Below are 13,938 nucleotides of genomic sequence, written 5' to 3' on the forward strand. Positions count from 1 at the left end.
TGTAGGGTGGATGTCGCTTTTTACATCCACCGTTGGCAGAGGTGGATGGGTGAAGCGTCATCCACCCTACAGAACTCGAGGCCTGCCCGATGAGCGCCCCCCTGAAACTCGCCCTGGTCGGCCATACCAATGTCGGCAAGACCTCGCTGCTGCGCACCCTGACCCGCGATATCGGCTTTGGCGAGGTATCGCACCGGCCCAGCACCACCCGCCATGTCGAAGGCGCACGGTTGTCGGTGGACGGCGAGCCATTGCTGGAACTCTACGACACGCCCGGCCTGGAAGACGCCATCGCCCTGCTCGACCATCTGGAGCGAATCGAGCGCCCCGACGAGCGTCTGGACGGCCCGGCGCGCACGGCACGTTTTCTCGACGGCGCCGAGGCGCGCCAGCGTTTCGAGCAGGAAGCCAAGGTACTGCGCCAGTTGCTGGCCAGCGATGCCGGGCTCTACGTGATCGACGCCCGCGAGCCGGTGCTGGCCAAGTACAAGGACGAACTGGCGGTGCTCGCCGGCTGCGGCAAGCCGCTGCTGCCGGTACTCAACTTCGTCGCCCGGCCCGGCCATCGCGAAAGCGAATGGCGCGAGGCCCTGGCCCGGCTCGGCCTGCATGCGCTGGTACGTTTCGACAGCGTGGCGCCACCGGTCGATGGCGAGCGGCGGCTGTACGAAAGCCTGGCGCTGCTGCTGGAGTCGTCAAGGCCGCAATTGCAGCGACTGATCGAGGATCACGAAGCCCAGGCCGCCGCGCGCCTGGCCGCAGGCAACCGGCTGATCGCTGAACTGCTACTGGATGTGGCCGCGTGCCGCCGCAGCGTCGCAGCGCAAGCGGAACTGGAACGCGGCGCGATACGTGAACTGCACGATGCCGTGCGTGTCCGCGAACAGGCCTGCGTCGAAGCCCTGCTGCGCCTGTATGCCTTTCGCAAGGAAGACGCCGCAGCCGCCGACCTGCCGCTGCTCGACGGCCGCTGGGGCGATGACCTGTTCAACCCGGAGACACTGAAACAGCTGGGCGTGAAAGTCGGTGGCGGCATGGCCGCAGGCGCAGCGGCGGGCGCCGGGGTCGACCTGATGGTGGGCGGCATCACCCTGGGCGCCGCAGCGCTGCTCGGCGCCCTTGCCGGCGGTGGCGCGCAGACGGCGCGGCATTACGGCAATCGCCTGCTGGGCAAGCTCAAGGGCCAGCGCGAGCTGACCGTCGATGATGCCGTGCTGCGCCTGCTCGCCCTGCGCCAGCGGCAACTGCTGACGACCCTCGCCGCCCGCGGCCACGCCGCGCAGCAGGCCATCGAACTGGAAACGCCACAGACCCAGGGCTGGCGCGACGGCACGCTGCCCGAAGCCCTGCAACGCGCCCGCGCCCATCCCGAATGGTCCTCGCTCAATCCGGGGGCACGGCTGGAGCAGCGCGAACGTCAGGAGCTGATCGGCGAGTTGCTGGCAACGCTGCAGCAGCCAGGGCATTGATTCGTCTGAACGTCCGCATGTCGGGTCGATAAAGCGTGACCCGACCTTGTATCTCGACTGCAGCCTTTCAGGAGGCAATAGTCCCCGGCTGATCATCGGGGGAGAGAGTGCAAGTAGTACCCGCCCTTAAGCTTCGAGCTTGTGACGTAGATAACGCTGCACTCCTCCGCACTCATCCAGCAAGTCCGAACGGTATCTTGAGCCACGAGCTCGCATTAGCAAGGTAGGACGGATGCAGTGACGATCTATCCGTTCACTGAGGAGGAAAACCATGGCCATAGTCGTTGGCGTCGACATCGCCAAACACACATTCGACATCGCAACCTTGCAGAGCAACGGCAAGCACCGCACCAAAGGCAAGCTGACCAATGACTCAGCAGGCTTTGAGGTGTTCCAGCAATGGCTGCTCAAGTACGCCGAGCCGCAGGCATGGGTCGTCATGGAGGCGACGGGCATCTACTACGAAGCCCTGGCCGAATGGCTGCTCGCGCGAGGTTACCGGGTGTGCGTCCTCAACCCGGCCCAAGTTGCCTATTACGCCCGCAGCCAATTGCAGCGGGTGAAGACCGACAAGGTCGACGCCAAGCTCATTGCCGATTATGGCAGCCTGCATCAGGCCAAGCTGCGTGCCTGGCAGCCTGATCCACCGTCCATTCGCCGCCTCAAGGCCCTGGTGCATCGCCTGAAGGATCTTCAGGAGCTGGAGCAGATGGAACAGAACCGCCTGGACGTGACCCGCGAGACCAAGGTCAAGGCGTCGATCGAGTCGGTTCTTGAACATTTACGCCAGCAAATCGCCGAGACGCTGGAAGCGATCAAGCAGCATTTCGACGACAACGATGACTTGCGCGGCCAGCGTGACCTGCTCACGAGCATCGACGGCATTGCTGAGCGGACGGCAGCACTTGTGCTGGCTGAACTGGGGGACATTCAACGCTTCGGCAGCAGCCGAGCGGTCACCGCTTTTGCAGGGCTCAATCCCAAGCTACAGGACTCGGGAATACTCAAAGGGCATGTGCGGATTTCCCGCATGGGGTCGGCCAGCTTGCGCGCAGGGCTCTACATGCCAGCCATTACGTCCATGAGCCGTAACCCTGCCATTCGGGCAATGGTCGAGCGGATGAAAGCCAGAGGCAAAGCCGGCAAACAGATCGTCTGCGCGGCGATGCGTAAATTGCTCTGTATCGCCTATGGCGTGTTGAAATCCGGCGAACCGTTCAACCTCGAACTCGCTATTGCGAAGTGAGGGGCAAGACGGTATCTACAAATGCACCACAACCCATCCCCCAACCAAGCGCAGTAGAATCCCTGCCCATGCTTGCCAACAGCTCAACCCATCAAGGATCAGCAGTGAAACACCAGGAACTCCTCCAGAAACACAGCGACTTCATCTGGGTCATCGCCAACCTGCTGCGCAATCCTTGCTGGCCGCCGCAATACCGCCGGGTGATGACTCCGCTGACCGCGCTGCGCCGCCTGGGCTGCGTACTGGATGTCAGCAAGGACAAGGGGCTGGCCGGGTACAAGCCGCTGAAGCCTGCCGACAAGTTCGATATACGCGACGTGCAGGCGCCGAAACCCACCAAAGAACCCGTTCCGGACAAGGAAGTCGCCTGATGCAAGTCGAACAGTTCAGCTCCGGCCAGTGGCTGCAGCAATACCAGTACAAGAGCTTTTCGCCGACGCCGATCAACTGCGAATGGCAGTGGCTCGACCCGCAGCTCAATACCCTGCTGGAACGTGCCTCGCGGGCGCTGGCGGAGCTGAACGCACTGTCGCTGATGGTGCCGGACGTAGACCTGTTCATCCGCATGCATATCGCCAAGGAGGCCAACACCTCCAGCCGCATCGAGGGCACCCAGACGCAGATGGACGAGGCGCTGATGCGCAAGGAGCAGGTGGCACCGGAGAAGCGCGATGACTGGCAGGAGGTGCAGAACTATATCGAGGCGATCAATACCGTCGTCGAGGATCTCAAGCGCTTGCCGCTGTCCATCCGCGTACTTAAACAGACCCATGCGGTGCTGATGCAGGGCGTGCGCGGCGATCACAAGATGCCGGGGGATTTTCGCACCTCGCAGAACTGGATCGGCGGCAGCAACCTGAACAACGCCGTGTTCGTGCCACCGCACCCGAGCGAGGTGCCCGAGCTGATGGGCGATCTGGAGAAGTTCTGGCACAACGAGCAGGTGCAGGTGCCGGACCTGATCCGCATTGCCCTGAGCCACTACCAGTTCGAGACCATCCACCCCTTTCTCGACGGCAACGGCCGCATCGGTCGCCTGCTGATCACCCTGTACCTGGTGGACAAAGGTCTGCTGCACAAGCCGGCGCTGTACCTGTCGGATTTCTTCGAGCGCAATCGCGGCGCCTACTACGACGCCCTGACCGTGGTGCGCAGCTCCAACGACCTGCTGCACTGGCTGCGCTTCTTCCTCACCGCCGTGGTGGAGACGGCCACCAGCAGCAAGAACACCTTCATGGCCATCATGACCCTGCGCCATGAAGTGGAGCATCAGATTCTCACGCTGGGCAAACGCGCCGAGAACGCCAAGAAACTGCTGCTGCACCTCTACCAGCGCCCCATGGTCAGCATCGGCGACGTGGCGGGGCTGCTGGAGGTGACGCATCAGAGCGCTACCGCCCTGGTGAAACAGCTTGAAAGCCTGAACATTCTGGTGGAAACCACCGGTTATGGCCGTAACCGGCTGTACCTGTTCCGTCGGTATTTCGAGCTGTTCATGACCTGAAAGCCTTGGCTGAGCGACATACGGAAAACCATATATAAGCCCAGACCTATAAAGCTTATATATGGGAGTCCATGTGTAAGGATAGAAAGATCATTCTTACATATGAAATACACTATGTAAGAAAACGCCGTTAAAGCTCACAGAACAATGGCCCTTAGCCAAGACGCACAGCGAAGCGCAGTCCAAAGACGCGTCATCGAGCACTCCCTGTAGCAAGGTCAGCTCGAGGTGCTGCCGAAAACGCTACAGGATTGAGCTGCCTGGAAGGCCGCACGTCGGGTCGGTGAAGCGTGAACCGACCCACACAGCGCAGCGTCACGTTCTGTAGGTCGAATTAGCCGAAGGCGTAATCCGACAATCCGAGGCGTAACCCGACGACTCGTCCTCAACGCTCCCTGCCGCTCTCCACCTCTTCGGCCATGCGCTTGAGGCCGATGTGGCGCACGTCGGTGCCGTGTACCAGGTAGATCACCAGCTCGGCGATGTTGCGCGCGTGGTCGCCGATGCGTTCCAGCGAGCGCAGCGCCCAGATCACGCTGAGCACGCGGGAGATCGAGCGCGGGTCTTCCATCATGAACGTGACCAGTTCGCGCAGGGCGGTCTTGTATTCGCGGTCGACGGTCTTGTCGTACTGGGCCACCGACAGCGCCAGGTCGGCGTCGAAGCGGGCGAAGGCGTCCAGCGCCTCGCGCACCATCTTGCGCACCTGATCGCCGATATGCCGTACCTCGACATAGCCGCGCGGCGATTCGCCCTCCTCGCACAACTGGATGGCGCGACGGGCGATCTTGGTCGCTTCGTCGCCGATGCGTTCGAGGTCGATCACCGACTTGGAGATGCTGATGATCAGGCGCAGGTCGGAGGCCGCCGGCTGGCGACGAGCGAGGATGCGCACGCACTCCTCGTCGATGTTGCGCTCCATCTGGTTGATCTGTTCATCGACCTCGCGCACCTGCTGCGCCAGGCCCGAATCGGCCTCGATCAGCGCGGTGACCGCATCGTTGACCTGCTTCTCCACCAGCCCGCCCATGGCCAGCAGGTGACTGCGGATTTCTTCTAGCTCGGTGTTGAACTGCTGGGAGATGTGTTGGGTGTGGTTGTCTTTCATAAAGGCTCCTGAAAAGCCGCTGGAGGCTGGACGCTGAAGGCTGGACGAGACGGAGCCGCTTGTTCGTCCAGCCTCCAGCCTTAAGCGCTGTTGTCGTCTGTTCGCCGTTAGCCGTAACGCCCCGTAATGTAATCCTCGGTCTGCTTCTTGGCCGGGTTGGTGAACAGCGTATCCGTATCGCCGTATTCGATCAGCTTGCCCATGTACATGAAGGCGGTGTAGTCGGAGACGCGCGCCGCCTGCTGCATGTTGTGGGTGACGATGACGATGGTGTACTTGGCCTTGAGCTCGTAGATCAGCTCCTCGACCTTCAGCGATGAGATCGGGTCGAGCGCCGAGCTCGGTTCGTCGAGCAGCAGCACTTCGGGCTGCACGGCGATGGTCCGGGCGATCACCAGACGCTGCTGCTGGCCGCCGGAAAGGCCGAGGGCCGACTCGTGCAGGCGGTCCTTCACTTCGTCCCACAGCGCCGCGCCCTTGAGTGCCCATTCGACGGTTTCGTCGAGCACGCGCTTCTGCTTGATGCCCTGGATACGCAGGCCGTAGACCACGTTCTCGTAGATGCTCTTGGGGAACGGGTTGGGCTTCTGGAACACCATGCCGACGCGGCGGCGCAGGTCGGCCACATCCTCGCCCTTGCGGTAGATGTTGGTGCCGTCGAGGTTGATCGCACCCTCGATGCGGCAGCCGTCGACCAGGTCGTTCATACGGTTGAAGCAGCGCAGCAGCGTGGACTTGCCGCAGCCCGACGGGCCGATGAAGGCGGTCACGCGTTGCCTGGGGATGTTCATGCTGACGTTGTACAGCGCCTGCTTCTGGCCGTAGTAAAGGCTCAGATCGGGGACTTCGATGGCCACCGGTTCATCGGCCAGGTTGAGGCTGCGCTTGTCGCGGCCGAGAGCGGAAATGTCGATGGAATGGGTTTGCGTCGCTGACATGGATGTCTCCGTGATCGCTGGAGGCCGGAGGTTCAAGGCTGGACGCGGTCGGTGCCGCTTGTTCGTCCAGCCTCGGGCCTCCAGCGCTTTTATCGGCAGTTAGTGGTCAAGCGCCTTGTACTTCTCGCGCAGGTGGTTGCGGATGACGACCGCACTGAGGTTGAGCGTCGCGATCACCAGCACCAGCAGCAGCGCCGTGGCGTAGACCAGCGGCCGCGCGGCCTCGACGTTGGGGCTCTGGAAGCCCACGTCGTAGATGTGGAAGCCCAGGTGCATGATCTTCTGGTCCAGGTGCAGGTAAGGATAGTTGCCGTTGAGCGGCAAGCTCGGAGCCAGCTTGACCACGCCCACCAGCATCAGCGGCGCCACTTCGCCCGCGGCACGGGCCACGGCGAGGATCAGGCCGGTCATCATCGCCGGGCTGGCCATGGGTAGCACCACCTTCCACAGCGTTTCCGACTTGGTCGCACCGAGCGCCAGCGAGCCTTCGCGAATCATTCGCGGGATACGCGCCAGGCCTTCCTCGGTGGCGACGATCACCACCGGCAGGGTGAGGATCGCCAGGGTCAGCGACGCCCACATCAGCCCCGGCGTACCGAACACCGGCGCCGGCGCAGCTTCGGGGTAGAAGATCCGATCCAGCGAGCCGCCCAGCACATAGACGAAGAAGCCCAGGCCGAACACGCCGTAGACGATCGACGGCACGCCGGCGAGGTTGTTCACCGCGATGCGGATGATGCGGGTGAGCACGCCCTGCTTGGCGTACTCGCGCAGGTAGACGGCGGCGATCACACCGAACGGGGTGACGATCACCGCCATGATGATGGTCATCAGCACGGTGCCGAAGATGGCCGGGAAGATGCCGCCCTCGGTGTTGGCCTCACGCGGCTCGTCGCTGACGAACTCCCAGATCTTGGCGGCATAGAAGCCGAGCTTCTGCGGCACCGACATGGCGTTCGGCTGATAGGCACGCACCACCTTGCCCAGGCTGATCTCCAGTTCGCGGCCATCCAGGGTGCGCACGCCGATGCTGTCGCGGTTGAAATCTTGGTAGAGCGACGCCAGGCGGCCCTCCAGCGTCTTGTATTCGGCGTCCCATTCGGCCCGCTCGGCATCCAGCTCGGCCTGCGCGGCGGCATCCAGACGCTGCTCGAGCTCCAGCTTGCGGGTTTTCAGGCGCAGCCTTTCCAGGCCATGGTTGATCCGCCCGATATCGACCTTTTCCAGGTGGCTGATCTGCCCATGCAACTGGTCGATACGCGCGATACGCTGCTGCAGCTCGCCCCAGGCGGCTTCGCCTTCGGCGACCAGGTTGCCGCCTTCCTTGACGTTGAGCAGCTCGCCATAGAAGTTGCCCCACTCGCGACGTTCGAGCACGACGATGTTGCGGGGGGTGCGTTCGTTGCTCAGCCACTCGCCCACCACCCAGGTGAAATCCGCGCCGTAGACTTCACGGTTGCCCACCTTGAGCAGCTCGCGGGTCATGAACTCGCCGCCCTCAGCCGCCACCGGCAAGCCACTGGCGGCCAGGCGCGCGCGCGGCACCTGCTCGGCCTGCACACGCTCGCCGGCCAGCAGGCGGGGCTCGCTGCCGGGCACCTGATAGTCGGCGACGATGACATCCGCCGGCCAGAAATGCGCCATGCCGCGAACCGCGATCACGGCCAGCAGGCCCAGGGTCATGATCACCGCGATGGACACCGCGCCGGCGTTCATCCAGATCCAGGGGCTGCCGCTCTTGATCCAGTTTGTCAGGGAATCCTTTTTCACGGATCGATACCTTTAGCGAAATCTTCTCGCAGCCGTTCAGGCCGCGTCCTCGCCAGGCCCGCAGGCCTGGCCTGTTTACAGGCTGGCGTACTTGCCGCGCAGGCGCTGGCGAATCAGCTCGGCCAGGGTGTTCATCACGAAGGTGAAGATCAGCAGCACCATCGCGGCCAGGAACAGTACGCGGTAGTGAGTGCTGCCCACTTCCGACTCGGGCATCTCCACCGCGACGTTGGCCGCCAGGGTGCGCATGCCTTCGAAGATGTTGGCCTCCATGATCGGCGTGTTGCCGGTGGCCATCAGCACGATCATGGTTTCACCCACCGCGCGGCCCATGCCGATCATCAGCGCCGAGAAGATGCCGGGGCTGGCGGTCAGCAGCACCACGCGCACCAGCGTCTGCCAGGGCGTGGCGCCGAGAGCCAGGGAGCCCAGGGTGAGGCTCTTGGGCACGCTGAACACGGCGTCTTCGGCAATCGAATAGATGGTCGGGATCACCGCGAAGCCCATGGCCAGACCGATCACCAGGGCGTTGCGCTGGTCGAAGGGAATGCCCATCTCGTTGGTCAGCCACAGGCGCATGTCGCCGCCGAACCACCAGTTCTCCATGTGCCCGCTGATTTCCAGCGAGCCGAAGCCCACCAGCAGGATCACCGGAATCAGCAGGACCGCTTCCCAGCCGTCCGGCACGCGCAGGCGGATGGTTTCCGGCAGGCGGCTCCAGAGGTAGGCGGCCAGCACGATACCCACCGGCATCAACAGCAGCAGCGCGAAGATTCCCGGCAGATGGTTTTCCAGGTAGGGCGCGAGGAACAGGCCGGCGAAGAAGCCCAGGATTACTGTCGGCAGCGCTTCCATCAGCTCGATCACCGGCTTGACCTTGCGGCGCAGCGCCGGCGCCATGAAGTAGGCGGTATAGAAGGCCGCGCAGATGGCCAGCGGCGCTGCCAGCAGCATGGCGTAGAACGCCGCCTTGAGCGTGCCGAATGCCAGCGGCGCCAGGCTCAGCTTGGGTTCGAAGTCGGTGTTGGCCGAGGTCGACTGCCAGACGTGGTCGGGCTCCGGGTAGCTCTCGTACCAGACCTTGCTCCACAGGGCGCTCCAGGAGATTTCCGGGTGCGGGTTGTCGATCACGAAACTCTGCAGCTGGCCGTCGGACTCCACCAGCAAGCGGGTCGCGCGCGGCGACAGGGTCGCCATGGCCGCGCCTTCGGCCACCGGTTCCTTGAGCAGGGTGCGGTGCGCGGTGCTGTGGAAAACGCCCAGGCTGCCTTTGGTGTCCAGGGCGAGAAAGCCCTTGCGGCGCTCTTCGGGAAGAATCTGCGTGACGGCGCTGGTGCCAAGCTGGAAATTGCGTACGTTCTTCAGTTCGGCCTGGCCATCGGCGCCGCGCACCATGAACCACTGGCCGATGCCCCCGTTGGAGTCGCCCACCAGCAGCGAGATGCCGCCCAGCAAGGCGCTGACCTGGGTGACCTCGCCCGTGCCGTTCAGCAACTTGTAGCGGCCGTTCAGTTGCTTGCGGCGCAGGTCGAAGACATCCGCGTTGGCCTTGCCACTGAAGGCATAGAGCCACTGCTGGCGCGGATCGAGCAGCAGCTTGCGGATCGGCTCGTTCACCTGCGGAAGATTGAGGCGCTCCTGCTCGATGCTGGCTTCACCCGTCAGCAGGTTTTCCGTGGTGGCGATACGCAGCGCATGCAGCGCGCTATCGGTGGCGGCGGCGACCAGCAGGGTCCTGCCATTGCGGCTGATGGCGACATGATCGATGGCGCCGCCCTGAGTATCGAGCTCCAGCGGCGTTTCGCCGAAGGGGTAGTCGATCTGCGGAGAGATGGTCCTCTGGTTATTCGGGTAGCTGACCTTGTAGTTGTGCTCCAGCACCAGCGCCTGGCCATTGTCCAGCCCCAGCACCAGCAGCCGGCTACCGGGCGTGTCCTGACCGATGGCGGTGATGCGCGCCTCGCTCGGCAGCGGCAGGCTGACGCTGGACAGCGCGGCGCCATCCTTGAGCGAGAAGAAGCGCACCAGGCCATCGGCGCCCAGGCGCATCGCCACTTCGTTCTGCTCCTCGACGGCCAGCAGCAGCGGTTCACCGGCCTCGGCCAGCCAGGTCGGCTGCTGCGCATCCCTGGGCTTGACCTCGGCGCCCTGAAACATCGGCAGCACGACCTGGGCGAGGTAGAAAAAGATCAGGCAGATGGCGCCAAGCACCGCCAGACCGCCGATGGAAACATACCAGCGCGCCAGATGGTCCTTGAGCGCGCGAATGCGCCGCTTGCGCTGCAACGCCGGTGTATTGAAGTCCAGCCGTTGCGCATCGGTGTTCGCAGTCATGGGCTCTATATCGTTCATCGAGAGGGTTCCTGAGCCGCCAGGCTCTGACAGGCCGTTGAAAACTACCTGCGTTGGCAATACTTCGTTAAAAACAGGCTCGAACTGCTCATTTGGACGACTAAACTCGTACGCGAGCCCGGTCCGTTCCTCGCCTGTCTTGACTCGCTGCACTCGCCCTTCGGGCCAGCCTTCGGCTGTTACTCCCGTTGGTCGTTGCGCCTCGTCTTGCCTGCCTCGGCTACGTTTTCCAACAGCCTGTGGAGGCGCCTAATCTAATCAAGTCATGTGACAGAAAAATTACAGCCCCTGAACACAACGAAGCCCGCCAGCGCTTGGGGCGTGACGGGCTTCGTGGCACAGGCCTGACGGCACACGCCGTCAGGTCGGCGGCGTGTTACAGGCCCAGTTCCTTCAGAGCCTTGTCAGCCACGTTCTTCGGCAGCGGGATGTAGCCATCCTTGACCACGACATCCTGGCCTTCCTTGGACATCACCAGCTTGATGAACTCTGCATCCAGCGGGCTCAGCGGCTTGTTCGGCGCCTTGTTGACGTAGACGTAGAAGAAGCGTGCCAGCGGGAACTTGCCAGCCAGAGCGTTTTCCTCGTTGGCCTCGAAGGCTTCGCCACCCTTGGACAGCGGTACGGCGCGAACGCTGGAGGTCTTGTAGCCGATACCGGAGTAGCCAATGGCGTTCAGGGTGCTGGAGATCGACTGCACAACCGAAGCCGAACCCGGCTGCTCGTTGACGTTCGCCTTGAAGTCGCCTTTACAGAGGGCCTCTTCCTTGAAGTAGCCATAGGTGCCGGATACCGAGTTGCGACCGAACAGCTGGATCGGCTTGCTCGCCCACTCACCGGTCAGGCCCAGGTCACCCCAGGTCTTGATGTCCTGCGCGCCACCGCACAGGCGGGTGCTGGAGAAGATGCCGTCGATCTGCTCGATGTCCAGGCTCTTGATCGGGTTGTCCTTGTGCACGAAAACGGCCAGGGCGTCGATGGCGACCGGTACGGCGGTCGGCTTGTAGCCGTACTTCTCTTCGAAGGCCTGGATTTCGTTGTCCTTCATGGGACGGCTCATCGGGCCCATGTTGGCGGTGCCTTCGGTCAGCGCCGGCGGTGCGGTGGAAGAACCGGCAGCCTGGATCTGAATGTTCACGTTCGGGTAGCTGCGCTTGAACTCTTCAGCCCACAGGGTCATCAGGTTGGCCAGCGAATCGGAACCGACACTGGAGAGATTGCCGGAGACGCCGGAAGTCTTCTCGTAGCTCGGCAGGGCCGGGTCAACAGCCGCAACCGCGCTGGCTGCGCCTACACCAGCGGCTACAAAGGTCAGGGCCGCCATCAAACGATTCAGTTTCATTCCATGCTCCTAGCAGGGTTGTGTTCGAGTGTGTTGGAACGGAGGCCATTGTCTGCAGGCCTTGTGACCACTCTATGAATCGAATATGACAATCTGGTGACGCTCAACCCTTGATCCATATCGGTCGCTGCCGTCATATACAGCCGCTATACTCGGCCCCGCCCGCGCTATCGCGGGCCTTTTCGCGCCAGAACGACAAGCGCGCCGCGAGCTTATCCGATGAAAGAATACGAACAGGAAGATCCAATTCCCCAGGGCGACCTGGCCCTGCAACTGACGGCCCTGCCGCGTGAAACCAATGGTTTTGGCGACATCTATGGTGGCTGGCTGGTATCGCAGATGGACCTGGCCGGAACCGCCATGGCCAGCCGCGTGGCCTCGGGCCGGGTGGCGACCGTTTCCATCGACCGCATGGCCTTCATGGTGCCGGTGGCGGTGGGCGCGCAGCTGTCCTTCTATACCCAGACCCTGGATGTTGGCCGCAGCTCGATCCGCATGCTGGTGGAAGTCTGGAGCGACGATCCGGTTTCCAGCGAATGGCGCAAGGTCACCGAAGCGGTATTCGTCTTCGTCGCCATCGACAGCACCGGTCGCACCCGCTCGGTAACGCCGCGCCGCTGAGCATCAGCGGCGCAGAACACTTGCGTGTCGCCTGCCGAGCCGCCAGGATTCGGCAACCTGCATTGATGGATGTATCCGTGACCCCGCTCCTGCTCGCTCTCTGGCCCCTGTTCGCCCTGATCGTCGCCGGCTACTTCATGCGCCGGCACGGTTTTCCCAACGATGACTTTTGGCCCGGCGCCGAACGGATCAACTACTTCATCCTGTTCCCCGCCCTGCTGTTCAGCAGCCTGGCCAGCGCACCGCTGGGCAATCCGGCCTTGCCACGCCTGGCGGCGGCCGTGCTACTCGCCCTGGGTCTGGCCTGGATCGCCCTGCTGGTCACCCGCCGCCTGCGCGGTTGGCCGGCGGCGCGCTTCGGTGCCATCGCCCAGGGCACCCTGCGCTTCAATACCTATCTGGGGCTGGCCGCGGTCGGCAGCCTGTTCGGCAGCGAGGGCCTGGCACTGGCCGCGCTGATGCTGGCGCTGATGGTGCCGACGGTGAACGTCATGTCGGTCTGGGCGCTGACCGCCGAACGCGGCGTCAGCGTCCGTTCGCTGCTGCTGCCGATCATCAGGAACCCGCTGATTCTCGCCTGCCTGGCTGGCGCGCTGGTCAACCTTTCCGGTCTCGGCCTGCCGGGCGGCACCGACCGCCTGCTCGGCCTGCTGGCCGCCGCCAGCCTGCCTCTGGGCCTGCTCTGCGTCGGCGCCGCGCTGAAACCGCAGGAACTCGGCGGTGAAGTACCCGTGCTGGGCTGGAACAGCGCCCTGCGCCTGCTGGCCGTGCCGCTGCTGGCTTATGGCGTAGCGCTGGCGCTCGGATTGCCATCGATGGAAACGACCATCCTGGTACTGTTCTTCGCCCTGCCCACCGCCCCTACCGCCTACGTCCTGACCCGCCAACTGGGTGGCGACAGCCATCTGATGGCCGGCATCATCACCCTGCAAACCCTGCTGGCGGCGGCAAGCCTGCCGCTGGTGCTGTTACTGCTGGGCGGCTGATCCCGCACGCTCAGCGCACCACCTGGCTCTTGAGCAACCGCACCAGCCCCACCATCATCGCCACACCGAAGGCCAGCATGACCAGCATCGGCCCCGCATGACCGACCAGCTCCTGCAACCCGATCAGGCCTTGGCGCACCAATGTGATGCTGAAGCGCACATGCCCGTCATCCGCGACCACATAGGCGCCCTGCTCCCAAATCTCATACGCGGCCTGCAATGGCAGCAACGACAATGGCAGGAGGATCAGGCAGAGCCAGTAGCCGCCGCGCCGACGCGGCCCCAACAGCCCCCACGGCTGGTAGCAGGCACGGATCAACTGGAAGAAACAGAGCGCGTAATAGCTGGCCAGCAACACCTGAAACCCGCTGACCAACCCCGGCCTCGCCCACGCCACAACGAGCGCAAGCCCAACCACCAACAGACTGAGCAGCGCCCAGACCACAAAAAAGAAGGTTTTCATTCCCTGCCCCAGACCGTCGATTCACGGCAAAGGCGCATCGGAACAGAAATAGCCGGGCGATACCTTCAACCGCTTCACGAATCCGTGCTTCTCGCTCGATGGGCGCGCCAAGTTGACGAATACGGAGCGGTTTTTAGAC

At 63.4% G+C, this 13,938-nt stretch carries 12 protein-coding genes; 6 read left to right on the forward strand and 6 right to left on the reverse strand.

Annotation, left to right across the window (positions count from 1 at the left end; genetic code table 11):
• Positions 1 to 89 precede the first annotated feature (89 nt).
• The 4 genes from ACYCFC_RS14905 to ACYCFC_RS14920 all read left to right on the forward strand — a co-directional run bounded on the left by ACYCFC_RS14905 (position 90) and on the right by ACYCFC_RS14920 (position 4,219).
• A complete protein-coding gene (locus tag ACYCFC_RS14905) occupies positions 90 to 1,469 on the forward strand; it encodes a GTPase/DUF3482 domain-containing protein (RefSeq protein WP_459652082.1) in 1,380 nt (459 codons plus the stop codon).
• A gap of 271 nt (positions 1,470 to 1,740) precedes the next feature.
• Positions 1,741 to 2,715 (forward strand): IS110 family RNA-guided transposase, encoded by a 975-nt coding sequence (locus ACYCFC_RS14910; RefSeq protein WP_459652083.1) that lies wholly within the window; start codon positions 1,741 to 1,743, stop codon positions 2,713 to 2,715.
• Positions 2,716 to 2,819: 104 nt separating this feature from the next.
• A complete protein-coding gene (locus tag ACYCFC_RS14915; RefSeq protein ID WP_459652084.1) occupies positions 2,820 to 3,086 on the forward strand; it encodes a type I restriction-modification system subunit M N-terminal domain-containing protein in 267 nt (88 codons plus the stop codon).
• Positions 3,086 to 4,219 (forward strand): Fic family protein, encoded by a 1,134-nt coding sequence (locus tag ACYCFC_RS14920; protein WP_459652085.1) that lies wholly within the window; start codon positions 3,086 to 3,088, stop codon positions 4,217 to 4,219. The genes ACYCFC_RS14915 and ACYCFC_RS14920 overlap by 1 nt, the downstream gene beginning before the upstream one ends.
• A 385-nt stretch (positions 4,220 to 4,604) precedes the next feature.
• Here ACYCFC_RS14920 and phoU read toward each other — a convergent pair whose 3' ends face one another.
• The 5 genes from phoU to ACYCFC_RS14945 form a co-directional block, all read right to left on the reverse strand.
• Complete coding sequence (gene phoU / locus ACYCFC_RS14925) at positions 4,605 to 5,327, reverse strand: phosphate signaling complex protein PhoU (protein ID WP_459652086.1); 723 nt, start codon at positions 5,325 to 5,327, stop codon at positions 4,605 to 4,607.
• A 107-nt stretch (positions 5,328 to 5,434) separates the two neighbouring features.
• Positions 5,435 to 6,265: a phosphate ABC transporter ATP-binding protein PstB gene (pstB, locus tag ACYCFC_RS14930; protein ID WP_058073838.1), complete on the reverse strand. Its 831-nt coding sequence runs from the start codon at positions 6,263 to 6,265 to the stop codon at positions 5,435 to 5,437.
• Between the two features lie 99 nt (positions 6,266 to 6,364).
• Entirely contained in the window at positions 6,365 to 8,035 is a 1,671-nt protein-coding gene (pstA, locus tag ACYCFC_RS14935; protein WP_058077973.1) for a phosphate ABC transporter permease PstA, read from the reverse strand.
• A gap of 75 nt (positions 8,036 to 8,110) precedes the next feature.
• Positions 8,111 to 10,387: an ABC transporter permease subunit gene (locus ACYCFC_RS14940; RefSeq protein ID WP_459652087.1), complete on the reverse strand. Its 2,277-nt coding sequence runs from the start codon at positions 10,385 to 10,387 to the stop codon at positions 8,111 to 8,113.
• 376 nt (positions 10,388 to 10,763) lie between these two features.
• A complete protein-coding gene (locus ACYCFC_RS14945) occupies positions 10,764 to 11,729 on the reverse strand; it encodes a PstS family phosphate ABC transporter substrate-binding protein (protein ID WP_181082471.1) in 966 nt (321 codons plus the stop codon).
• A 219-nt stretch (positions 11,730 to 11,948) separates the two neighbouring features.
• Between ACYCFC_RS14945 and ACYCFC_RS14950 the strand changes: the two genes are divergently transcribed.
• Both ACYCFC_RS14950 and ACYCFC_RS14955 read left to right on the forward strand, forming a co-directional pair.
• Complete coding sequence (locus tag ACYCFC_RS14950) at positions 11,949 to 12,350, forward strand: acyl-CoA thioesterase (protein WP_125837469.1); 402 nt, start codon at positions 11,949 to 11,951, stop codon at positions 12,348 to 12,350.
• Positions 12,351 to 12,427: 77 nt separating this feature from the next.
• Positions 12,428 to 13,336: an AEC family transporter gene (locus tag ACYCFC_RS14955; protein ID WP_336509696.1), complete on the forward strand. Its 909-nt coding sequence runs from the start codon at positions 12,428 to 12,430 to the stop codon at positions 13,334 to 13,336.
• A gap of 10 nt (positions 13,337 to 13,346) precedes the next feature.
• Here the strand turns inward: ACYCFC_RS14955 and ACYCFC_RS14960 are convergent, their stop codons facing one another.
• Positions 13,347 to 13,799, reverse strand: a complete 453-nt coding sequence (locus ACYCFC_RS14960; RefSeq protein ID WP_459652088.1) for a hypothetical protein — start codon at positions 13,797 to 13,799, stop codon at positions 13,347 to 13,349.
• Positions 13,800 to 13,938 lie beyond the last annotated feature (139 nt).

Source organism: Stutzerimonas sp. NM35 (genome assembly GCF_054604355.1).